Annotated in this window: 22 protein-coding genes and 1 CRISPR repeat array; of the genes, 9 read left to right on the top strand and 13 right to left on the bottom strand. The window is 71.4% G+C overall.

The window, feature by feature from the left end:
* Positions 1-365: 365 nt before the first annotated feature.
* Positions 366-707, bottom strand: coding sequence for a helicase associated domain-containing protein (locus ACZ34W_RS35545; protein WP_465610166.1), 342 nt, complete (start codon positions 705-707; stop codon positions 366-368).
* A gap of 707 nt (positions 708-1,414) precedes the next feature.
* On the opposite strand from ACZ34W_RS35545, the gene ACZ34W_RS35540 reads away from it, so the two are divergent.
* A complete protein-coding gene (locus ACZ34W_RS35540; RefSeq protein ID WP_465610164.1) occupies positions 1,415-1,612 on the top strand; it encodes a hypothetical protein in 198 nt (65 codons plus the stop codon).
* A gap of 676 nt (positions 1,613-2,288) precedes the next feature.
* Positions 2,289-3,602 carry a tetratricopeptide repeat protein gene (locus ACZ34W_RS35535; RefSeq protein WP_465610162.1) on the top strand — a complete coding sequence of 438 codons (1,314 nt, stop codon included), beginning with the start codon at positions 2,289-2,291 and terminating at the stop codon, positions 3,600-3,602.
* Between the two features lie 762 nt (positions 3,603-4,364).
* Here ACZ34W_RS35535 and ACZ34W_RS35530 read toward each other — a convergent pair.
* Entirely contained in the window at positions 4,365-4,754 is a 390-nt protein-coding gene (locus ACZ34W_RS35530; RefSeq protein WP_396490855.1) for a barstar family protein, read from the bottom strand.
* A 292-nt stretch (positions 4,755-5,046) separates the two neighbouring features.
* A CRISPR array of direct repeats spans positions 5,047-5,809; the repeat unit is 29 nt; unit sequence GGGACCATCCCCGCGGGCGCGGGGAGCAG.
* A 604-nt stretch (positions 5,810-6,413) separates the two neighbouring features.
* Between ACZ34W_RS35530 and ACZ34W_RS35525 the strand changes: the two genes are divergently transcribed.
* A complete protein-coding gene (locus ACZ34W_RS35525; protein WP_465610159.1) occupies positions 6,414-6,773 on the top strand; it encodes a VOC family protein in 360 nt (119 codons plus the stop codon).
* Positions 6,774-6,836: 63 nt separating this feature from the next.
* On the opposite strand, the gene ACZ34W_RS35520 is transcribed toward ACZ34W_RS35525, so the two are convergent.
* The 3 genes from ACZ34W_RS35520 to ACZ34W_RS35510 all read right to left on the bottom strand — a co-directional run bounded on the left by ACZ34W_RS35520 (position 6,837) and on the right by ACZ34W_RS35510 (position 9,417).
* Complete coding sequence (locus ACZ34W_RS35520) at positions 6,837-7,727, bottom strand: hypothetical protein (protein WP_465610157.1); 891 nt, start codon at positions 7,725-7,727, stop codon at positions 6,837-6,839.
* The gene (locus ACZ34W_RS35515; RefSeq protein ID WP_465610155.1) at positions 7,724-9,196 is read right to left on the bottom strand and encodes an MBL fold metallo-hydrolase; all 1,473 of its coding nucleotides are present in this window, start codon (positions 9,194-9,196) and stop codon (positions 7,724-7,726) included. The genes ACZ34W_RS35520 and ACZ34W_RS35515 overlap by 4 nt, the downstream gene beginning before the upstream one ends.
* 89 nt (positions 9,197-9,285) lie before the next feature.
* Entirely contained in the window at positions 9,286-9,417 is a 132-nt protein-coding gene (locus ACZ34W_RS35510; protein WP_465610153.1) for a hypothetical protein, read from the bottom strand.
* A 198-nt stretch (positions 9,418-9,615) separates the two neighbouring features.
* On the opposite strand from ACZ34W_RS35510, the gene ACZ34W_RS35505 reads away from it, so the two are divergent.
* Positions 9,616-10,929: a helix-turn-helix domain-containing protein gene (locus tag ACZ34W_RS35505; RefSeq protein ID WP_465610198.1), complete on the top strand. Its 1,314-nt coding sequence runs from the start codon at positions 9,616-9,618 to the stop codon at positions 10,927-10,929.
* Here the strand turns inward: ACZ34W_RS35505 and ACZ34W_RS35500 are convergent.
* From ACZ34W_RS35500 to ACZ34W_RS35490, 3 genes are all read right to left on the bottom strand, one after another.
* Positions 10,926-11,735, bottom strand: a complete 810-nt coding sequence (locus ACZ34W_RS35500) for an alpha/beta hydrolase (protein WP_465610151.1) — start codon at positions 11,733-11,735, stop codon at positions 10,926-10,928. The genes ACZ34W_RS35505 and ACZ34W_RS35500 overlap by 4 nt on opposite strands.
* 301 nt (positions 11,736-12,036) lie before the next feature.
* Positions 12,037-12,408 carry a fic family toxin-antitoxin system, toxin component gene (locus tag ACZ34W_RS35495; protein ID WP_465610149.1) on the bottom strand — a complete coding sequence of 124 codons (372 nt, stop codon included), beginning with the start codon at positions 12,406-12,408 and terminating at the stop codon, positions 12,037-12,039.
* A complete protein-coding gene (locus ACZ34W_RS35490; RefSeq protein ID WP_380383181.1) occupies positions 12,405-12,647 on the bottom strand; it encodes a plasmid mobilization protein in 243 nt (80 codons plus the stop codon). Before ACZ34W_RS35490 ends, ACZ34W_RS35495 begins: the two co-directional genes overlap by 4 nt.
* 984 nt (positions 12,648-13,631) lie before the next feature.
* On the opposite strand from ACZ34W_RS35490, the gene ACZ34W_RS35485 reads away from it, so the two are divergent.
* Positions 13,632-13,994, top strand: a complete 363-nt coding sequence (locus ACZ34W_RS35485; protein WP_465610147.1) for a hypothetical protein — start codon at positions 13,632-13,634, stop codon at positions 13,992-13,994.
* A gap of 221 nt (positions 13,995-14,215) precedes the next feature.
* Here the strand turns inward: ACZ34W_RS35485 and ACZ34W_RS35480 are convergent, their stop codons facing one another.
* Positions 14,216-14,626: a hypothetical protein gene (locus ACZ34W_RS35480; protein ID WP_465610145.1), complete on the bottom strand. Its 411-nt coding sequence runs from the start codon at positions 14,624-14,626 to the stop codon at positions 14,216-14,218.
* 228 nt (positions 14,627-14,854) lie between these two features.
* Between ACZ34W_RS35480 and ACZ34W_RS35475 the strand changes: the two genes are divergently transcribed.
* On the top strand, positions 14,855-15,373 hold the full coding sequence (locus ACZ34W_RS35475; protein ID WP_465610143.1) for a hypothetical protein: 519 nt from the start codon (positions 14,855-14,857) through the stop codon (positions 15,371-15,373).
* Between the two features lie 274 nt (positions 15,374-15,647).
* Here the strand turns inward: ACZ34W_RS35475 and ACZ34W_RS35470 are convergent, their stop codons facing one another.
* Positions 15,648-16,037: a peptidoglycan-binding domain-containing protein gene (locus ACZ34W_RS35470; protein ID WP_465610141.1), complete on the bottom strand. Its 390-nt coding sequence runs from the start codon at positions 16,035-16,037 to the stop codon at positions 15,648-15,650.
* Positions 16,038-16,234: 197 nt separating this feature from the next.
* Complete coding sequence (locus ACZ34W_RS35465) at positions 16,235-16,366, bottom strand: hypothetical protein (protein WP_465610139.1); 132 nt, start codon at positions 16,364-16,366, stop codon at positions 16,235-16,237.
* Positions 16,367-16,877: 511 nt separating this feature from the next.
* Between ACZ34W_RS35465 and ACZ34W_RS35460 the strand changes: the two genes are divergently transcribed.
* The 3 genes from ACZ34W_RS35460 to ACZ34W_RS35450 all read left to right on the top strand — a co-directional run bounded on the left by ACZ34W_RS35460 (position 16,878) and on the right by ACZ34W_RS35450 (position 19,473).
* Entirely contained in the window at positions 16,878-17,027 is a 150-nt protein-coding gene (locus ACZ34W_RS35460) for a hypothetical protein (protein ID WP_465610137.1), read from the top strand.
* A gap of 968 nt (positions 17,028-17,995) precedes the next feature.
* A complete protein-coding gene (locus tag ACZ34W_RS35455; protein WP_465610135.1) occupies positions 17,996-18,208 on the top strand; it encodes a hypothetical protein in 213 nt (70 codons plus the stop codon).
* A 710-nt stretch (positions 18,209-18,918) separates the two neighbouring features.
* Positions 18,919-19,473 carry an SMI1/KNR4 family protein gene (locus ACZ34W_RS35450; protein WP_465610133.1) on the top strand — a complete coding sequence of 185 codons (555 nt, stop codon included), beginning with the start codon at positions 18,919-18,921 and terminating at the stop codon, positions 19,471-19,473.
* A gap of 104 nt (positions 19,474-19,577) precedes the next feature.
* Here the strand turns inward: ACZ34W_RS35450 and ACZ34W_RS35445 are convergent, their stop codons facing one another.
* Together ACZ34W_RS35445 and ACZ34W_RS35440 are read right to left on the bottom strand one after the other, a co-directional pair.
* On the bottom strand, positions 19,578-19,988 hold the full coding sequence (locus ACZ34W_RS35445; RefSeq protein WP_465610196.1) for a DUF6262 family protein: 411 nt from the start codon (positions 19,986-19,988) through the stop codon (positions 19,578-19,580).
* Positions 19,989-20,064: 76 nt separating this feature from the next.
* Positions 20,065-20,409: a hypothetical protein gene (locus ACZ34W_RS35440; RefSeq protein ID WP_465610131.1), complete on the bottom strand. Its 345-nt coding sequence runs from the start codon at positions 20,407-20,409 to the stop codon at positions 20,065-20,067.
* Between the last annotated feature and the right edge of the window lie 268 nt (positions 20,410-20,677).

Below are 20,677 nucleotides of genomic sequence, written 5' to 3'. Positions count from 1 at the left end.
GCCCCTCTGGACCATCATCCCCATGACAGTCCGCATCCCACTGATCGGCGTTGAACATGCTGACGGACAGGAAGGGGCGGTCCGACACGTTGGTCACCAAGACCACATGCTGATGGCCCGACACGCGGACGCTGAAGACGAGTTTCCGGGCCTCCGCCTTCTCCTCCTTTCGACGGTCGCGCAACAGGATGTAGAAGCCCAGAAGTAGCGATCCACTGGTCAGAATCGCGCTCGCCCAAGCGGGGACAGTGCCCCAATCCAACGATGTCATGGACGTTCTCTGCGTCGAACTGCCAGTATCAAAACCGAACTTGAGATAGATCTGAGGAGCAAGTAAGCAAGCTCGGCGCCGGGTCCGGGCCGGGTTAGCGCCAGTGAAGACCGAGGGCGGCGAGCTGGTCGAGCTGCGCTTCGGTCAGCTTGGCGCGGCGGGTCTTGGTGTTGGAGATCCACACCCCGAGCTTCACCTCCACCGTGCCGCCGTCGCCGTCGGGGATCTCCTCGACATGGGCGCGGGGCACGGTCATCGACCCGGTCCGCTCCCGGTACAGGGCGAGCGCGGCCACGCCCCGGTCGAAAGCGCTCACCTTCCCGGCGCCGGCCTTCTTCTTCGGCGCCACCTCCTCGGCCGGGGCCGCCAGCGGCTCGCCGCGGCCGACGTGCTGGTCGCCTACGGGTTCCCCCGCCTGATCATCGCGCTCGCCCACGCGAAGTCCGAGCGGGCCGCGGCGGCCGCGTAGGCCGGCCCCGGCCCTGTCCCGCACTGGGTGTCTGTCAGTCTGGGTGCTGGCTGGGGGTTTTGTGACGCGCGGGTTGTGACGGAACTCGGCCCGTCCGGCCCGCCCGCCGTCACATCTCTACGCGGCCTGTCCGGCCCCGCACGGGGTGTCTGTCCTCGGGGTGCCGGCCGTGGGTTTCGTGACGGGCGGCTTGTCACGGAACCGGGCCGGGCTCCCAGCCCTCGGTTCGGTTCCGGTCCGGTGTGTGACCTCACTGCGTTTCTCGCGCCCGTATCGCTTTCCGATAGACCAATCCGGGCGGGTGGTCGGCCCCCGTCCGGCGGTCTGGCGGCACTCCGGGGCCTGCCGGTTTCGGTGACGGCGTGTGACCATCTTCCTGGCCGGCCGGGATCCACGGGCCGTTCGGGGGTTGGGGCCGTTTCGGGGTGGTCCGGTGAATTGACGGCCTGTCGGAATGACGCCGAAAATGCCGCTGGTTTCTGTCCTGGCTTTGCCTTGTCGATTCGGCCTGAATTACCGCCGGTCGGGGCTGTTTCGGCGGGTCGCAGATTTCGCGGGTGGGTTCACCGGGGAACCGGGCGGGGGAGCGGTGCGCGCCCCGGGTGCTCCGGGGTCGGCGTGGGGGCCGCGCCCGTGGAGGGGGCTGGGTCGCCTGGCGGGTACGGGGCGACGACGTGTACGGCCAGTGCCGGATCGCTCCCGGCTGGCACGCGCTGGAGTTGCTGGTGGCTCTGGTCCGCGCTGCGGGTGGTGAGCTGGTGTTCGGCGGTGAGCACATGCTGACCACCTCGATGCGGGCGGTCGACGGGGCGATCAGGGACGTCCTGTACGAGCCGCTGCCGGACGGGACGGTGCGGCTCTCGCTGGCCTGACCGCGCCCGGCGCCGGCCGCCGTGCCGGGGCTGTTGACGCCCTGTCGTGTGCCTTGTCGTGTGGGGGGTGGTGTCGCGCCGGTGACGTGCGCGCCAGGCCCGTTCGCCCGCGTGTGGGCGGGCCGCGACGGCCCCCTGCGACAGGGGGCCGCGGTGCTCCCTGGGGCGGACCGGGCTGAGCCCCGCTCGGGAGTGGCCGGCCCCGGCTCCCGGGTCCGGCCTGCTCGGCTCCGCCCCGGGGCGCTGTGGCCGTTCCCGGCGGCCCGGTCCCGCTGCGCCGGTGCCTGGTGCTGCTGCGCCGGCGGTCGCCGTCCGGTGCGCCCTGGCCTGGCCTGGCCTGGGACGGCGCCGGTGAGGGCGGTCTGTCCTACCGGTGTCTCAGCACGCCGGGTATGTCCGTTTCACTAGGACTGTCTCGGGCCGTATCCCCAGGTGGGAGCGTTTCGGGCCGGGCCTGAGACAGGGCTGGGACACGCCCTCGCGGGCGGTCCGCTGTCCCGTCTCACTGAAGTTTGACCAGTCTCAACGAAGTGTGGCGGGCCGGGGCCGTCTCATCGGAGTTCGACCGTCGGTGGGCACTGAGTGCTGTCGGTGACGGGGCCTAGGATGCGGGGCCGTGGACGCTGCTGATCTTGAACGCCAAGCCCGGTCTTCGTCGGGCTGTATTCCTTCCTCGGTGGTCGCCAGGCTGCTCGAACTCGGCCATGAGCGGGAGGTGGAGATGCAGGCCGGGCGCGGGGAGTGGTCCTGCGCGCTGGCGTGGGCGTGGCTGCTGGGTGAGCGGCGGCAGTACGAGAGGGCGTCGGAGGTCCTCGCCCCGTACGTCGCGACGGGCTGGTGGCCGACGGCCCGGGCCCGGGCCGAACTGCTGGAGCACTGGGGACGGGCCGAGGAGGCGATCGCGCTGTGCCGCCCCCACGCGGAGAGCGGCGACCGGCTGGTCCTGCAGTTCTTCGCCCGCCTGCTGGCCCGCCACGGCGGGGGTGCGGAGGCGTTCGCGCTGCTGCGGCCCGGGATCGAGGACTGGTTCCTCGCCGAGGCCCTGGTCGACGTCGCCGCGGCGGCGGGCTTGGACGAGCAGGCCGCAGTCCTGCTGGAGGACCGGATCGGGGCGGCGGTTCCGGCCTGCGACGACCCCGACTGCGACAGGATGCGTCTGGAGCCGTTCAACGCCGTCGAACTGCTCGCCGCCGTTCGGGAACGGCAGGGCCGGATCGAGGAGGCGATCGCCCTGATGGGCCGCCGGGACGGCACGTCGGTCAACGGCCGCGACGCGCTGGCAGATCTGCTGGCCCGGCATGACCGGATCGGGGAACTGCGCCTATACGCGGCCTCCGAGCACCACGGGCACGCCGCGCAGCGCCTGGCCGAAGTGCTGGAGGAGCGTGGCGACGTGGAGGGCGCGATCGCCGCCTACCGGACGTTCGCCGACGAGTCCGACGGCCTGTGGCACGTAGCTGTCCCGCTCTCCGAACTCCTGGTCCGGCACGGGCAACCCGACAAGGCGATCGAGGTGATGCGAGCCCTCGCCGACCGGCCGGGCGGAGCGGAGGACTGGATCGTCCACACCCTGTGCGACCTGTACGCCGACCACGACCGGGCCGACGACGCCCTGGCCTACCTCGACGACCTCAAGGCCCGCCACGACGGCAGGGAGGACTGGGACTTCTTTCGGATGCGGCTGCCGCTCATGGCTCGGTGCGGCAAGACCGACGAAGCCCTCGAACTGGCCCGGGCCCACCCCGAGAGCGACACCTGGCACGGGGCCTGGTCCCTGGCCGAATTCCTCAGAGCGGTCGGCCGCACCGAGGAAGCCCTCACCGCTTTGGACCGGCACCCATCCCACAACGCCTGGCTCCGGCCCCAGCTCCTCATCGACCTCGGCCGCATCGACGAAGCACTGAGACTCCTCCAGCAGCCCCCGCAGCCAGGCCCGGCAGACAACCCCTGGTACGCCAGCGGCCCGGCCTCCGCCGAACCACCGTTCTGACACCGGACTCGGCCCTGGCGCTGTGGGGTGGCCAGTGCACTCAAACTTCAGTGAGACTGGTCAAACTTCGATGAGATAGGTCATCCACCGCCCGCCTGCGGCCCCTTGCCGGTCGGTCGGGCCGCCGTGCCGGTGCCGGGTGGCCGGTCACCGGGTCGCCGGGTTCGGCGGGGGCCGGTGGGGCTGGTCGGTCGGGTGGTGCCGGTCCCGGGGGGCCGTAGGCCACCACCACCGCCCTGCCGCGGCCCTGCCAGGGTCCTGCCGCCACCGTCCCGGTGCCGCAGGCACCCGGGCGCCACCAGCCCCTTGCCGGGCCGTCAGGCCCCGGCCCCTTGCCGCCCCCGGTCCGGCCGCCAGGCCGGCACCCCACCGCGGCCGCAGGCCGCCCGTGCGAGGACCAGGAGCAGCCGGAGGGCCAGGCGGTGGTGGTGCCCCGGCCCCGCCCCGCCCCGCCCCGCCCCGCCGCCCCGCCCCGCGCCGCTGCCCACCCGGCCCCGCCCCGCCTGGCGTCGTACGGATTCCGGGAACCGGCCCTGAATTTCACCGCCCGTGCCGCTCGTGAATTCCGCTCACGTGCTGCCGGACCGGACGGTGCTGCGCCCGCCTGCGGTGTTCCCTCGGTGGTCCCGGATTTCGCGATGCAGGGCAGCGGCCGGTGTCACCCGTCCCGATACTGGTCATTCCGCCTGCCGGACGCGCTCCGGTGGTCTCCGGAACGCGCCAGGATTCCGCCGCTCCGACTTCCAGGATTCTCGTCTCTGGTTATTCGAGGAGGATGTTGAAGGCGGTTGGTGATTTGCCGATGTCATTGCTGTGGCTGGCGGCTGCTCGTTCCAGGATTTTCAAAAGTATGGGGTGTTCGTCCGGTTCGTCGGTGAGGAGTTGCGCGGATTTGGCGATGACGATCAGGTAGTGCTGTGCGGGGATCCAGTGCAGGTCTCGGAGGCATTCCGAGAGGGCGTTCCAGTTCCATCCGAAGTAGGCGGGCAGGGCGAGTGCCCGGGAGAATTCTTCGAAGACGCCCTGACCGGTGCGCATCCGGGCGGCGTCCAGGTACGCGACGTGGGTGGTTCCTTGCGGAGGCAGGGGCCATGAGGCACCGGGGCGGGTGGCGGTGTTGATCCACGGTAGTGCGGGGGTCCAGATGTCCAAGGTGTGCTCCATCGGGGTCGAGGTGCCGTTGTCCGGATGCCCGGCGGTGGTGACCGCCGCCGGGCCCCACGGTAGTCAGCGCCCCGTCGGTGTCCGCCCGCCGCCCCGCTGCTCCCGCCCGCCCCGGTGTGCGGCTGCTCCTGGCATCGGGCCGTCCGACTGCCGTGCTTCCGCCCCTGGTAGCTCCCGTCCTAGACACTGCTTCCCGCGCCCGCGGGGATGGTCCCTCGCCGCTGTCGAGCTCGTCGCGCGGGGAGCAGCGCTTCATCCGCATCCCCATCTGCGGGGTGCCGGGACCATCCCCGCAGGCGCGGGGACCAGGCCGGCAGCGATGGGCCGGGTAGTGAGGGGGCGGGACCATCCTCGCGGGCGCGGGGAGCAGCGCCTGCTGCGGCTGCTGACCCTGCTGCTGACGGGGGACCATCCCCGCGGGCGCGGGGAGCAGAAGTGCGCCCCGCCGTTGGGCTGACTCTCTAGGGGACCATCCCCGCGGGCGCGGGGAGCAGATCGCGTGCGACATCTCGTGAGGGCTCGGCTGGGGACCATCCCCGCGGGCGCGGGGAGCAGGGTCCGCCAGGTCGAGCAGGACGTACGCGAGAGGGACCATCCCCGCGGGCGCGGGGAGCAGTTCACGAGGTCGGTCATCCGGTGCTTGCGGCGGGGACCATCCCCGCGGGCGCGGGGAGCAGGGGTCGCCACCGTCGGCGATCCCCTCCCACCGGGGACCATCCCCGCGGGCGCGGGGAGCAGCCGGTCACGTCCGGCCGCGGCTGCGGCACCGAGGGACCATCCCCGCGGGCGCGGGGAGCAGCACCAGCGGATGACCTGGTAGCCGAGCGTTTCGGGACCATCCCCGCGGGCGCGGGGAGCAGCGCTGGCGGATTCGGCGGCTTCTACGCTGGTGGGGACCATCCCCGCGGGCGCGGGGAGCAGAAACCCATCTCGACCAAGAGCTTGCGCAGGCCGGGACCATCCCCGCGGGTGCGGGGAGCAGGAGCAGGACCACGAGCAGGCGCCGAAGAGGGTGGGACCATCCCCGCAGGTGCGGGGAGCAGACTGCGTGGCCTGGGGTGTTATCCGCCAGCAAGGCAAAAAGTCATTCACTTCCACCGATTTGGACATACGTGACACAGCCGCCCCAAATCCGTTGACTACGCCGCTTTGAGGTAGCGATACCCGCGTCATCATCGACCACCTCGCTCCCGCCGACAACGACCCGATCTTCTCACCCACAGTCAACCGCCCATGGCCGACCCGATCCGGGAGCAGGCCTCGGGGTCGGCATCCAAGGCGCCGCTTTCAGGAGCATCCCTCCGGGCGCAGGAAGCTGATCCCGCCGCTGCTGGCGGTCCAGGAAGCGGGGGACCATCCCCGCGGGCGCGAGCGCGGGGGAGATCATCGGCGCGGTAGCGGGGGCCAGCGGGGACCATCCCCGCGGGCGCGGGCGCGGGGAGCAGCTGCGTGACCTGGGCCGTTATCCGGCCGCAGTGCGAAACTCATTCACTTTCGCTGATTCGGACATACGTAACATAGCCGCCGCCTATCCTTGAGCACGCCGAACCTTGAGGCACCTTCGCCTTCACGTCATGCTCCAGGCCCGCGCACGGAGCGCAGGAACCAAGATCCGGAATTCAGAAGGCACCCCTGTGGAGGTGGGCCGTGTTCAGCACCGTTCGTACCGTGATGACCTTCGCCGAGGACCCCGAAGCGTCGGCCCGGTGGTGGGGCGTCTTCCTGGACGTCCCCGTGAAGATGGACGTCAGCGACACCGGGGCCGTCTACGCCTGGGTGGAGATCGGCGGCATCGAGGTCGGCTTCCACCCGGCGGACGACGAGCGCAACCCCCGGGGCGGCAGCCCGGTCGTGTACTGGGGTGTGGACGACGTCGACCAGGTCCGGGAGCGGCTGCTGGCGGCCGGCTGCGAGCACCACCGCGGCCCGTTGACGATCGAGCCCGGCCGCCGAATCGCCCAGCTGCGTGACCCGTTCGGCACGATCGTCGGCATCGAAGGCCCGTAGCGGCACGCGAACGCCCGGTGCCCGCTGAACCTGTAGGTTCAGCGGGCACCGGGCGTTCTGCGTTCACCGGTCCAGGCCGTGCAGGCTCTCCAGTCCGGTGGCCGCCGCGTACGCACGCAAGGCGGTCTTCAACGAGCGGGCCGTCCACGTGGCGCCCCGGGCCGCGGTGGCGTCCAGGTACAGGCTCAGCACCTGGCTCGGGCTGGTCTCGTGCCCGGCTTGGCGCAGGACGGCGGGCAGGGTGACCAGGTCGATCAGCCCGGTGACGTCGGGGCGCACGCTCTCGACGTCGAGGATCACCACTTCCCCGTCCGGGCGCTGGCGCAGGTGTTCGGGCTTGAGGTCGAGGTGGCCCAGCGGCACCAGGTCGGGGCCGTAGGCATCCAGGTGCGCGGCCAGCACCTCGCGGTAGGCCACCGGGTCGGTGATCCAGGCCGGGGCCGGGGCGCTTCGCAGGGCAGCGAGGGTGAAGCCGGTCATTGCCTCGGCGGCCTCGTGGGGCAGCCGCAGCGAGGCCGTGTGGACTGCGGCGACGCGCTCGGCCAGCACGGCGGGCATCCGCGGCCCGGTCCAGTCGGCGGCCTCGGGCAGGTACTCCAGCAGCAGCGACAGCGAGCTGTCGCCCTCCGCGTACAGCCGGGCGACCGGAGCGGTGTCGGCCAGCAGCGCGTACGCCAGGGTCTCCCCGGTGTAGGCCGCCGGGTCGGCGTGGAGCTTGAGCACCAGCGAGCCCTCCGGCGGCGGCCGGTGCACCGCGAACACCGCGGCGGTGTAGCGGGCGCTGAGCACGCTGACCCTGCCGTTGACGCCGGGGTGGTCGTCGGCGAGCGCCTGGCGGGCGCGCACGAGGAGGGTGACCGGGCCGGTGGGCATCGGGGTGGCCAGCCACCCGGTGGGGCGGGTGCGGGCCAGCCCGGTCAGCGCCTGGGCGGCGGTGGCCGGCGCGGGGGTCACCGGTCTCCCGTCCGGGCGGTGATCCCGGCGGCCAGGTTCACGTAGGACTGGGCGGCGAGGTCGGGGCGCTGGTGCTCGCCGTAGATGCCGAAGAAGGCGTAGACGAGGCTGTCCAGGGGGCGGCCGATGTGCCAGCACTCCATCGCGCCGCCGGCCACGTCCCACACCTGCAGGCGCCCCTGGAGCAGGGCGGCGTAGTCCTGGAAGAACATCTCCGCGCCGAACGGGTAGGCGGCCATGGCCTCCTCGCGGCCACTCGCCTCGACCTGCATGAAGTCGGCGGTGGTGACGTCCCAGGCGAACTGCAGGAGCTCGCCGCCGGGGCCGTCCTTGAGCCGCAGCACCGCGCGGTGGGGGCCGAGCGGGCCGGAGAGGTACTCGTGGATGCTGCACGCCAGCATCCCGGTGTCGGTGGCCAGCAGCTCGCGGCCCAGCCGCGGCAGCGCGGCCCGGACTTCGGCGAGGGCCTGGTCCTGGTCGGTGGGCGGCTCGGCGAGCGGGGAGAGCTCGACGTCGCCGGGGTCGGCGAGGAACGCGGCGTGCGCGACCAGGGCCTCGTACTCGAAGTCGTCGTCGATCCGCACCCACCCGACCCGGTCCGACGTCACCTTTTGGGCCGGTGAGGCGGGGACGGTCAGCCGCTCGCCCGGGCGGGGGCCGTGGACGTGGAAGAAGTGCTGCAGGCCGCCTGCGGCCTCGGCCATCTTCGGGTGGTCGGAATAGAGGAACGGGCCGTGCGGCGAGCCGGGGGGCAGGAAGCCGTTGCCGCACAGCGCCACGTCCGCGATGCCGTCGAGCGGGGCGAGGACTTCCAGCAGCAGCTGGTTGAGCACGCTCAGGCCGCTCTTGTGCCGGGTGCCGTCCATGCCGGGCAGCAGGTTGACCGAGGAGGCGGGCATCCCGGGCGGGGTGATCTGGGAGTTGTTGGAGACCACCGCCAGCCGCGGCACGGGCTGGGCGCCCTCGGCGACCTGCTGCAGGTACAGGTCCGAGGGGTCGGCATCCACCGCGATGAACACGCTCGGGCCGTCGCCCACTTGCAGGCAGGGCTGGACGACGCGGTCCTCCCAGAAAAGGGTCTGGGCGCCGGCCGGGAAGAGGGTGACGCGCAGGTCGCCCAGCTCGATCGGGGTGGTGTGGTCGACGCGGCGAACCTCGAAGCCGAGCCGGACGATCGCCTTCTCGACCGGGGCGGGCAGCAGCGGCCCGGTGACGATGGGCACGCTGCGGTCGAGCAGGTCGAGGGAGGGCAGGTGGAAGTGGTCGAGGTGCTCGTGGGTGAGCACGACGGCGTCCGGGCGGGGCATCAGGCCGGCGTCGATTCGGCGCGGCGGCCAGACGCGGCACTCGGCCCGGCCGGGCAGGCCGAACGTCTCCGTGAGGACGGGGTCGATCAGGACGCGGTGGCCGCCGCCCTGGACCAGCCAGGTCTGGTGGCCCAGGAACGTCAGCTCCAGGCGGGTGTCCACGGGTTGTCTCCAAGGTGATGTGCGGGACCGGGGGGTGGAGAGCCCGGGAGGGCGGGACGGCCCCAGCCGTCCCGCCCTCCCGGGGTACCTCAGTGGTGGTAGGTGTGCGGGGCGGCGGCCAGCGCGCCGGTGCCGATGAGCCGGGCGACCTTCGCCTGGAGCGCGGCGACCTTCTTCGGGTCGAGCGTGACCGGGGTCTTCGCCGGGGTGGTGGTCTTCATGGCGCAGTCCTCCTTGTGTAGAGGGGTGGGGACTCGGCCGGGCGGCCGGTCCGGTGCTCACAGTTCACCGCCGGGCGGCTCTTGGGTCGAGGCCGGATCAGCGGACGCTTCACCGGACACCGTGACGGGTAGGTACCGCCCTCTCGCTGACGGTGGCCACGGTGACTACCGTGGTGGTCCTGGAATCCGGGGGTGCCCATGCCCGAACACGCCGTCGCCAACTGGCGCTTCGTCGCCGCCCGCGTCCAACGCGGCTGGCACACCCAGGAGGACTTCACCGCCGCGTACGACGACAAGGCCCGCGAGCTGCGCGAGCAGGCCAGAATCTCGGTGCGGCAGGTGAGGCGGTGGGAGTCGGGCGAGTCGACCTGGCCCAACCGCGACGCCCGGCGCGTCCTGGGGGCGATGTTCGACTGCCCGCTTGAGAACCTCGGCTTCCGCCGGACCGCCCGACCCACCGGGCGGCGCCCGGACGGGAGCGGGGAGAAGCTGGAGGAGTGCGACGTGCGCCGACGGACGTTCCTGGGCCTGGCGGGCGCCGCCCCGGTGCTCGACCTTTATGCCCTGGACCACCTCGCCGCCGCCGCCCACGGCGCCCGGCGCTACGGCAAGCGCGAACTCCTCAGCCACCTGCGGACCGCGCTGGACGACGCCGCGCGCGCCGACGGCCTGGCCGGCCCGCACGACGCGCTGCCCACCGCGCTGGGCATCCTCGCCGCGATCAACTCAGCCGCCCGCCCCGCCGGAGAAGACATGCGCCGCGAGCTGCTGGTGCTCGGTGCCCGGGCCGCCGAGCTCGCCGCCTGGCTCCACCGCGACGCCGGTGCCCCCGCCCCGGCCGTCACGTACTGGCACAACCAGGCGAAGGAGTGGGCGACGCTGACCGGCGACGGCGCGATGCACGCCTACGTCCTGCTCCGCCAGGCCCAGGCCACCGACCGCACCGACGCGGCCCGGATGCTCGACCTCGCGCGCGCCGCCACCGATGGCCCCTGGACGCTTCCGTCCAGGCCCCGCGCGGAAGCGTTCCAGCAGCAGGCCCGGGCACTGGCCCTCACCGGCGCCGGTGCCGGACAGGTGGAGCGCGTACTCGACCAGGCGCACGCCGCCCTCGGCCAGGCCGACCCGCCGAGCGGGCCAGCCACCTGCACCGGCCCGCTCGGCGACGGCTACACCAGCGAGCGCCTGATGGTGCAGAGCGCGATCTGCTACCGCGAAGCCGGGCAGAGCCACCGTGCGGTCGGCCTGTTCCGGCAGCACCTGGTCACCGGGGAGTTCGCGCCGCGCGACCGCGCGTTCTTCACCGCCCATTACTCCGGCGCCCTGGCGGCAGCCGGTGAACCGGACGAGGCCGCCACGGCCGCGCTCCAGGCTCTGGCACTCGCCGCCGACGCCCGCTTCGGGCAGGCCCTCACCGAGCTGCACCGCACCGCCGACCACCTCGCGCCGTACGCCGAGCGCCCGGCCGTAGCCGAGTTCCGCCAACGGCTCGACGAGCCGGCGGTGGCCTAACCGGCCAAGAAGGTGCTCACCTTCTCGATGACCTCGCGCTGCCACGCCTGCGACTTCGGGTGGAGGTACTGCGGATCGTCGTGGACGGCGAAGCCGTGCTGGGCGCCGTCCAGCTCTACCAGCTCCACCCGCCCGCCGAACATCGGCCGGTGCCAGCGGGACGACTCGATGGGCACGAAGGTGTCCGCGGTGCCGTGCACCATCAGCACCGGCGACCGGACCGCAGCCAGGATCGCCGGGGTGTCCAGGTAGAAGACCTCGTTCAGCAGGGCCCGGTTCAGCTCGAACGGCGACTTCTCGGTGAAACCCTGCTCCTCCAACCGGACCGCCATGTCCCCGGCCAGGTAGTCGTGCGACCAGCCCGGCCGGGAGGTGACGTACCGCTCCTTGTAGTCCAGCCGCGGGTTCAGCAGTACCAGCTTGTCGACGTCGCCCGGCCGGTGGGCGGCGTGCAGTGCGGCGGCACCACCCGAGAACGAGGCGGCGATCACGTGCACCGGACCCTGCTGGCCGGTCCGCTCGCGCAGGTGGTCGCCGGCCGCGCGGATGTCGTTGGTCACCGAGGCGATCGTCAGCTCGGCCTCCCGCCCGCCACTGGCCCCGTGAGCCCGCAGGTCGAACCGCAGACTGGTCACCCCGGAGGCGGCCAGCCCGGCGGCCAGGCGCGTGAAGAAGCCGCCCTCCTCCCGGGTCACCCCCGACCCGTGGACCAGCACCGCCATCCCGCCCGGCGCCTCCGCCGCGCAGACGGTGCCGAACAACGCGGTACCGTCCAGGGACTGAAACGCCGTCTCGTGATCGACCATAAGCAGATGGTAGCCACCCCACGGGGGCGTCGGGGCAGGGACGCTACAGGCCCACCGACACTTCCAAGATCACGTCATGGCCCCTTTTGCACGTACCTTGGGTGAGCCCCGCTGAGCGTCCGGAGTGGAGCGACCATCCCCGCGGGCGCGGGGAGCAGTGACAGCGGAGGCACCGGGGACGGGCGCTCCGGGGTCGGGACCATCCCTGGGCGCGGCGGGTGGGGGCCTTCCGGGAGTCGACTCCCCGGGTGGTGTGGCCGGGGGCACGTCTGGGACGAATCGTTCCCGATGGGGTCTGGTGTCAGCGGTACCAGGTGCGGATGGCGGTGGCGGTTTCACGGACGTCGGCCTGTCCGTCGCGGATGCGGCCGGCGAGTTCGACGGCGTGTTTGGGTTCGGCGGTGACGATGACGCCGGAGCCGGCGAGGTAGGAGGCGGCGACGACCGCGGCGAACTGCTCGTTCGCGAACTCGAGGGCGGGTACGCGGATGAGCTGGTGCATGAGTGCCGCGGCCCGCTGGTGGATGGCACCGTAGACGGGTACGTCCATGACCTCGTCGAGGTGGCGGGCGACCGCCGCGGCGAGCGTGCCGTAGTCGGTGATGTCCGGATCGGCGGGGAGGAACTGGTGGGCGATGTCGAGCAGCCAGGCCCGGTCGACGCGCAGGATCACGCGGCGTCCGCCGCATCGGCCCGCCCGGTGCGGGGGTATGGGCCGAACTCGGCCTCGAACGCCGGCGCCCATGCCCGGGAGAAGTGCGCGGCCGCCGTCAGGAACCGCTCCCGCCGCTCATCCGCCTCCTCCGCGAGAACCTTCCGCGCGTAGTCGGGCAGCGACATCCCGGCGGCCTCCGCGCGCTGCTCGAGCGCCTCATGCGCCTCGTCGTCCAACCGCACGTTCAATTGCTTCATGACCAAAGCGTAGCGACACCTACAAGCCGCTACAAGCGCCCGGCGGTCATCATCCCGCAGCTCTTCAGGCCTGTGACGAGGGGCTGGCCCAAGTTGTCCGCGGACAACCCCCAAATCTCCCCTCCCTCTCAACCCGCATCCGGGAGCGCCGAGCCCCCACCAGAACATCGCGGCGCCTCCAGTGGCCGCATGGACCATCCCTGCTGGCGCGGGGAGCAGCCGAACCCGGTTCGGCGAACCGCCGCGCGGTGGGGACCATCCCCGCGGGCGCGGGGAGCAGAGGGGTGCTGTCTGGGCCGGAGTCTTGCCGTAGGGACCATCCCCGCGGGCGCGGAGAGCAGCCGGAGGAGTCCGCATACAGCGCCACCTGGAAGGGACCATCCCCGCGGGCGCGGGGAGCAGCGGAACTTCTCCCGGCGCTCCTTCAGCGGGTCGGGACCATCCCCGCAGGCGCGGGGGGAGCAGAAGGTGCACCGTGCCGTTCGCGACGCAGAGCAGGGTCCATCCCCGCGGGCGCGGGGAGCAGGTGAGGGCGGTGCCGTTCAGGTCGAGATCCTCGGGACCATCCCCGCGGGCGAGGAGCAGATCTCCAGCAACTCTGCCGTGATGGGCTGCTGGGGACCATCCCCGCGGGCGCAGGGAGCAGTAGTCGATGTCGTGGACGGTCGACGCGGCGTAGGGACCATCCCCGCGGGTGCGGGGAGCAGCGCTCCGCCTGCCCGACGGCCTCCGACGACCAGGGACCATCCCCGCGGGTGCGGGGAGCAGGGCGCTCTCCTCGCTCATGACGCGACCCTAGCGGGACCATCCCCGCGGGTGCGGGGATGGTCCCCAGGGGAGCACCCCAGGGCACCGGGCCTCGACAGCAACTCCCCGGACTGCAACTGCGGCCACTCCGCCCTGCGACACTCGGGACCGAACGTCAGAAACGACCCGCCGTACCTTTGCGCGGCGACCGTCGAACACGGATTCGACTGTATTTGCATGGGATACGACCCGGAGTCAATGACCGTGGAAAAGTGGCGCGAAACCGGGATTCGGGCAGACTACGCGGTCTACCACCCGGTCCTCCGCCCCAAGGAAATCCGGATCGCCTCACCACTGCGTCCGGCGCTGGCCCGCCTCATGCTGGGCGATCCGAGTGCCCACCCAGAGGGCCGCACACTCGCCCTGCGGGACGTGGGCCTCTACCTCACCGCCCTCAACCTGATCGAGGCCAACGGATCGACGAGCGCAACCGAAGTCGCTGAGGCGATCGGCGGGCGTCTGCCTCTCGAGGCCGTCCAAGCCGAGATGGACGCTCTCCTTAAACAGGACCTGCTGTGCCCGGCCCCCAACCCGGGTTGACGCGCGGCCGCCGACGGTTTGCTCGTCGCGCTCAGTCTGCGCGAGCGGTACGACGACAACCCCACCCCGACCCAGGCCCCGGAGCCGCCCTCGCTGCGCTGCTCCCTTGCGGGCCGAACGTGGTGTGGGTCGAACGTCTGACCTTCACTCCGAGCGAAGCGATTGGGCTCGTGGCCCGCCCCGGAGAGGATGGGCCGCCAGCCCGGTGCTCGCTGCATAGATCAGAGGGAGATCTGTGCTGACCGTTCCGGGTCGTGAACCACGTTTGCTATGAAGAGGCCGAGGTCGAAGTCCTCGGCCTCGGCGAACGGTGTCAGGTCGTCCTGCACGCCGTACCACTCCTGCGGAGCCGAGTAGCGTATGTCGATGTACTGGCCGACGTTCAGGACACAGTCGGCCCCGTCGACACGGTGTTGGACGTCAACGGATCCATCGAGCGGGATGACTTCTCCGCCCACCCGAAGTCGGAGTTCGCCAGCGTGACGGTAAAGCACAAGGGTTGTGCCGGCGAGCTTGCCGTAGTGACCGTGGGGCGCGTCCGAGGGACCAGCGGTCCACTCGGTACCTGTCTCGCCAGTCGCGGGGTCGAACTGGGCGACCCAGCCGAAGGTGTCGAAGGATGCGATGAGCATGGCTACCTCTTCCCCAGGCCCAAGTCCTGGCACCAGTCCGCGTTGCGCTCTCGATGATCTTTCCCATGTCTTGCCGCGCGTTCGCAATCCTCCCCGCGCTTGCGGGGAGGACGCCAGCCGCTGCCGTGCTCCAGCGCGAGATCCGGCTGACCCCCGCGCCTGCGGGGAGGACTGCTTCCCACTCTCCTGAGCCTCTGAGGGATCCTTGCCCACGTGCTTACAGTGCAGATGAACGATGCGGCAGCGGCCCTCTTCGGCCCATGGACAGGACTCGCACCCACACAGCCACCACGGGAACTGACAGCTGGCCTCCGTGATCTCGTAGCCAACGGCATCACTCTCCATGGGGACGCGGTGGTGCTGACCAATACCGCCCGTCACCTGCGTGACACCGGACCCGGAGGCTTCATCGACCTCACCGCGTGGGAGTGCAGCGTCAACAGCTTCCACCTTGAGGACTACGTGCCCGTGACCGTCGACGTCCTGGATGATGGCGAGCCTGTCATCGCCGAGGCCGATCAACGGCTCCTACTGGCCCAGGGCCTTACGCTGGCCTTGCACATCTGCCATCTCGGCCGTTCAGTTGAACCTCCGCTCCAGATCCGATGCATCGTCAGTGCGGGTACCACCAATGGGACCTTCCGATTCCACCGCATCCGAGCTGGTCAGCAAGGGCACCATCCGGACCTGGACAGGTACACGCTGGAGAAGATGATCGTCATCGACACGGACTCTCCGAGTTCCTGACTCGACCCAGCAGAGCCGCCCGATCCTCCAGCCGCATCCGCCCAGCACTACGAACAGTCACCAGCGGGCTTCCTACGGCAGTGAATACGCGACAGTTGATTACGCGAGCCCACCAGTATCAGGACCGGGTATGGAACCGTGGTCGTCGCTGAGATTGATCACCGAAGTGCGGGCCGCACACGCTCAGCCACCTGCACAGCATGTCGCGTGACGCGCCGCCCGGAATCGATCCGGGCGGCGCGTCACAACAGGGCGAACGTTGCTTGATACGGCGCTAGGCCCGGAGGCGCCCCCAGGTGGTCGCGCCGACGATGCCGTCGGCAGTGATCTTTTCCGCGCTCTGGAAGCGCTTCACGGCGGACTCCGTGGCGGCTCCGAAGTAACCGTCCACGCCGGTGGAGCCCACCGAGTAGCCTCGGTAGATCAGCAGCGCCTGGAGCTCCTTCACCTTCGCACCGGAGTCACCGCGGCTCGTGTAGGCGTTGCTGAGGTCGTAGCCGCAGTAGAGCCCCGTGTCAACGGAGGATCGGCAGTTCACCGTCGCCGCAGTCGGTGCTTGAGCGGTGGCGGGTGTGGCCAGAGCAGCGCTGGCGGAGCCGACCGGGACCAGGGCCGCGGCCAGTACGGCGGACGCGAGCAGGGAGAGTCTCATGCGCTGGGGCAACTGAGAGTCCTTCGAACGGGGCGGGGCAGTTCGCCCTCTGGATTGGTTGAGCGCGAACATATCCCTGTATCAGCCGTCAGGACAGAGCGCACTGCGGCGTGCGGGGAGCGTGGGAAGTCCAGTCAGGAGCACCCGACGCGAGGGCTGAGCGTAAAGGCCGTGCCACCCGCATCATGCAGGTATTCGCCGGCTGTCGGTCAGTGTGGAGTATGGCAGTTCGGGTCGGTGCAGGCGCCGACCAGCGCGAGCGCGCGGTCCTCGGCTGGGGAGTCCAGCCACTCCGCGCGCATCGCCTGCAGCCGGTCGACGTCCGAGGCCAGCTCGGGCACCTGCTCCCGCAGCTGCTCGGCCCACTGGCGGGTCGCGGCCGGCCGTTGACGTACAGCTCGCCGTCGATGCCGCCGACCGCGAACAGCACGCCTCCGCGCTGGGCGGGGATCACCATCGCGCCGACCGCCTCGGAGACCTTGCCCGCGCGCACCAGCCTCGCCCGGCGCCTGCGGATCAACGCGGACTCGCCCGCCTGGGCGGCCCAGCTCCGCCTCCAGCACCGCCGCGTCCTCACCGCCCTCGACCAGCTCCGCCCCGGCACCGTGACCGCGATCGACGTCCGCGTCGGACCCGCCCCCGCCCGTCATGACCACGACCTGGACGAGCGGCCCGCACCCCGTCCCGCCCCGCACTCCCCGACGACGCCGACGCCCAACCCGCTCGCGGGCCACCACGCCTACCAGGAACTGCGCCGCCGCATGCGCGAGAACGCGCTCTCCCGTCAGGCCGCGCTCGACGAAGCCGCCACCCGGCGCGAGGAGATCCTGCGCCGGCACTACAGCCGGCTGCGTGAGCCCGAGCACACCCACCGCCCGCCGCCTCTACCTCGGCCACCTCGAGCGTGGCACCTACGTCGACCGCCTCGTCCAAGTCGGCGAGACCACCCAACTCACCAACCCGTTCCCCCTCGACCTCGACCCGGCGCGGCTGCGCCGGTAGTCCCGCCCGGAACCGCGATGGCCGGACACCAACGGCGGCTGATCGGCCGGATGGCCGGGGAGAACGGCTACCGGCAGGTGCGCTCGGTGGTGAGCGGCGGGCGGACGGAATCGAACCGACGAGGTTCTGAGGCTCCCAAATGGCATGTTCGCGGCCGAAGAAATGCAGGTCAAGACCTGGCCGCCGCCCGGTGTGGGGGTCTAGCATTCCCGGCACGGCGGCCCCACCACACGCAGCACCGGGCCGCCGGGCAGAGCAGCCGCGCCGTGTCTGCGGTGTGGTTGGCCTCCCACCGGCCGGGGTCCCGCGGAACACCCCCCCTTTCCCGGGGTCCCGGCCGCCTGCCGCCGCCCCCTGTTCGTGGACTGCCCGGCGCCGGGCGGCTACCAGCGCAGGCCCCGCAACGTGGACCCCCGCCGCCCGCAGGCGGCGTTCGCCCGGCTGGGCACCTCGCCCGCCACGGTTCGGCTCCACCGGCTCGCGGCGCGGCCGAGACGGGACCGGCGACTCAAAACCCCTGGTCCGGTCCGTGCTGCGCGATCACCGGCCAGCGAAGAGATCGCGAATTCCCTCACCTCGCTCACGGTAATGACCTTGACTCGGGCATTTACCTGGCCGAAAGAGGCGGGCTACTCGGCCGGGAGCGGCTCGCGCCGAGCATCCAGGCGATCCACCTCAATGACGCCCCGGCACCCGTTGACCTCGTCCCGCTCTCCGCCACGCCGCACCTGCGCCGACTGCACCTCAACCGCTGCGCCACCACCGACCTATCCCCCCTGGTAGCACTCCCCGTCGAAGACCTGGCCGTAGACCTCGCCCCCGAGGCCGACCTCGCCCCCCTCACCGGCCATCCGCACCTCACCTCACTCGCCGTCGGCTCCCAGACCCCGATCGACCTCGCCCCGCTGCGCACCCTCCCCGCGCTGCGCTCCCTCGACCTGTCCCGTTGCCACACCCCGGACCTGGCGTTGCTGGCCGACTTCCCCGGCCTGCGTTACCTCGCCCTCTCCGCCCCCCAGTGGATAGCCCTGATCGCCGCCGGCCGCCTCCCCGCCCACCTTGCCGCCGCCCGCCTGGCCGGAGCCCCGCCCCTCACCGCCGCCCTCGACCTGCTTGCTGCACTCGGCGTCGACACCTCTACCGCCTACCGCCTCTCCGGCACTGCCGAGGACGCCTCCTAATGCTGTGACCATCCTGGTCGGCTTCGTGGTGCGGCTCAACCAGGTCCTCGAGGCCGCTCCCTCAACGATTGACCGGCGGATCACCGGGGTGACGGTGGAGGCCCGGCGTCGAAAGTGTGCCGAAGGAAGCGACCCTGGCGGCCCGGTAGGCACTCAAGCCGATCCGCCTCGACCCGGACCGCATACGCGCTGGCCGCGGCCGGGCGGTCGCGTCCACCCTCGCGCAGCCGCGAGCGATTACCACCGCCGACCCGGTGGTGCCCCGGCCGGCCAGTTCCCGCCGGCGGCGCCAGGAGTACGAGCTGCCTGAGCTGGCGCGGCTGCGCGACCGGGCCCTGAGCCCGATCTCCTTCGCCGTCGCGGGGCGGGCCTCTGAGGTGAGCGGCCTCGACGAGGAGGGGATCGTGCCGGAGGCCGAACGCCTGCGGGGCTCCGTGCCCTCGGTGAAGGGCCGTCCCGGCCGGGCCGTGGTCATCGCCTACGCCGACAGAAGGAGACTTGCCCGGTACGGGCCTGGCGCGCCGCGGCTGGCCTCAACGGCGGCCCGGCGTTTCGCCCGGTCGACCAGCCAAAGTACGGATGAATGGGCTCAGTTCGGACCTGTCGGCCGACCGTATTGCCGGGCCTGATGCGAGGGTGGGCGCCGTTCTGTCGGTCCGTGGCGGCAGGATGCTTCCAGCACCAATGGGACACGGCAGATGGGGGCGGTCATGCCAGCGACGGCGCTGGACAAGTTGAGAGATCGGCTTGGCAAGCCGGAGTGGTGGGGCCAGGCGCGGCCGGAGTTGTGGCAAGCGTCGGAGGCCTACCTGGGCCTGGCCCTGCCGACCGATTACAAGGCGTTTCTGGACCTCTTCGGGCCCGGCGCCGTAGATGGATACGTGTGGTTGGACCGGCCGATGGACGGAAGCCACGAGGAGGCGGAGCGGCTCTGGCACCAGGGGTTGCAGGGAATGAATGACCCCGACCGGTACCCATGGCCGTTCCATCCCGAGGAGGGCGGTCTGATCAACTGGGGGCACGACGAGCAGGGCAACACGTACTACTTCCTCGCCGTGGAACCGGACCCGGACGACTGGCGCATCATCGTCTGGAGCGAGATCGGAGAGTGGTTCGAGACGGCCGGCACCTTCACCGAGTTCCTGCTGCGGTGCTTCGAGCGGGTGGATCGCCCGCCGTTCATCGACCGCGGCTGGCCCGGGAAGGACGCCCGGTATCACCGGAGTACGGCGGGCAACCAGCCCAGCGGAGCAGAGGCGCGCTGACGAGCGGCGCCAGCGCGCGCCAGAGAGCCCACCAGCGGCGGCTGCGTCGTCCCCGGGTAGGCCCCCAGAACCGAGCACGTTCACTCGTACCTGGCTGGGCACATTCATGTGCACGCCGATGTGGGATCGCTCGCGTCTGCCCGGGGCGGGCTGGTGCGAGTTGTCGCGGCGCGTTGTTCGCCGAGCGCGCGGGCGAGTTGCTCGCGAAGTTGCTGGTTCTCCTCGGTGAGGCGCCGGATGCGGGCGTTGGCGGCTTCGAGGCGTCGCCGCAAGGAAGCGTCGGAGGTGCGCTGACGTGCAGGAACCGGGGAACTGGGGTCGCGGCGGTGTACTGCCCGCAGCCGCTCGATCTCCTCTCGCAGGTCCGGCTGGGCATAGAGCCAGGACCGCGACACTGCGGCCCGCTTCGCGACGGTCTCGAAGGTCACCGGCTCGCTCGCCAGGTCAAGGGAGCGGAGGGCCTGGACGGCCTTGGCGCGGGTGTACTCGCTGCGGCGACGGGCGGCGTCGACGATGTGCTGGCTGTTGTCAGCTCGCAGGCGTCTTCCAAGCTGGTGATGATCTTCTCCAGGTTGCCGAGGACCTGGCGGTTCATTCGACCACGCGGGCTTGGCCGCGGGCCTCGGCGGCGGAGACGATCTGCAGCAGCTGCTGCTTCTGCTCGCGGTGCTGCGGCAGGAAGTCGGGGGTCGTGACGAACATCGGGCACGTCAGGCACGCGTTGGCATGTGGACAGGTCCGTTGCACCGGCAGGCCGCAGTAGCCGTTGGGCAGGGCCTGGGTCACGCGCCCGAGCCGCTGTTTGGCCCAGGTGGCCCCAGCCAGAGGGCCGTCGGGATCGATGGTGACGCTCTCGCCCTTGATGTTGACCTTGCGGGCCTTCTCCCAGTGTCGGCGGACGGTGGAGTCGTGCAGCCGGGCATAGTGGGCGGTCATCTCGCCGGAAGAGTGATCGAGAAGGACGCGTACGACTTCCTGCGGTCTCGGGCGTCGGCGGGAGGTGCCCACCGTGCCGTTCCGGGGGCAGAGGCGGCATCCTGCGGGCCGGCCTGTCGGGCGGGCCGGGTCGGGTGACCGGCGTTGCTGGGTGTCAACGGACACGCTGAAATGGCTCTGGCGCGAGTTCCGTGAAAGCCGCCCGTGGATCTTGATGATTGTCGATCATGATGAGTGTCTGTCGCTGATCTCCTGGCCGTCTTGTTCC

It is taken from the genome of Kitasatospora sp. NPDC022856 (genome assembly GCF_055561235.1).
Note: the sequence above shows the minus strand (reverse complement) of the source record. Positions and strands in the feature narration are given on the sequence as shown.

Coding starts and splice junctions, on each gene's coding strand:
- ACZ34W_RS35485 (WP_465610147.1), top strand. CDS start 13,632: ATGGGATACGACCCGGAGTCAATGACCGTGGAAAAGTGGCGCGAAACC.
- ACZ34W_RS35490 (WP_380383181.1), bottom strand. CDS start 12,647: ATGAAGCAATTGAACGTGCGGTTGGACGACGAGGCGCATGAGGCGCTC.
- ACZ34W_RS35450 (WP_465610133.1), top strand. CDS start 18,919: ATGCCAGCGACGGCGCTGGACAAGTTGAGAGATCGGCTTGGCAAGCCG.
- ACZ34W_RS35510 (WP_465610153.1), bottom strand. CDS start 9,417: ATGAAGACCACCACCCCGGCGAAGACCCCGGTCACGCTCGACCCGAAG.
- ACZ34W_RS35480 (WP_465610145.1), bottom strand. CDS start 14,626: ATGCTCATCGCATCCTTCGACACCTTCGGCTGGGTCGCCCAGTTCGAC.
- ACZ34W_RS35500 (WP_465610151.1), bottom strand. CDS start 11,735: ATGGTCGATCACGAGACGGCGTTTCAGTCCCTGGACGGTACCGCGTTG.
- ACZ34W_RS35505 (WP_465610198.1), top strand. CDS start 9,616: ATGCCCGAACACGCCGTCGCCAACTGGCGCTTCGTCGCCGCCCGCGTC.
- ACZ34W_RS35475 (WP_465610143.1), top strand. CDS start 14,855: ATGAACGATGCGGCAGCGGCCCTCTTCGGCCCATGGACAGGACTCGCA.
- ACZ34W_RS35440 (WP_465610131.1), bottom strand. CDS start 20,409: ATGACCGCCCACTATGCCCGGCTGCACGACTCCACCGTCCGCCGACAC.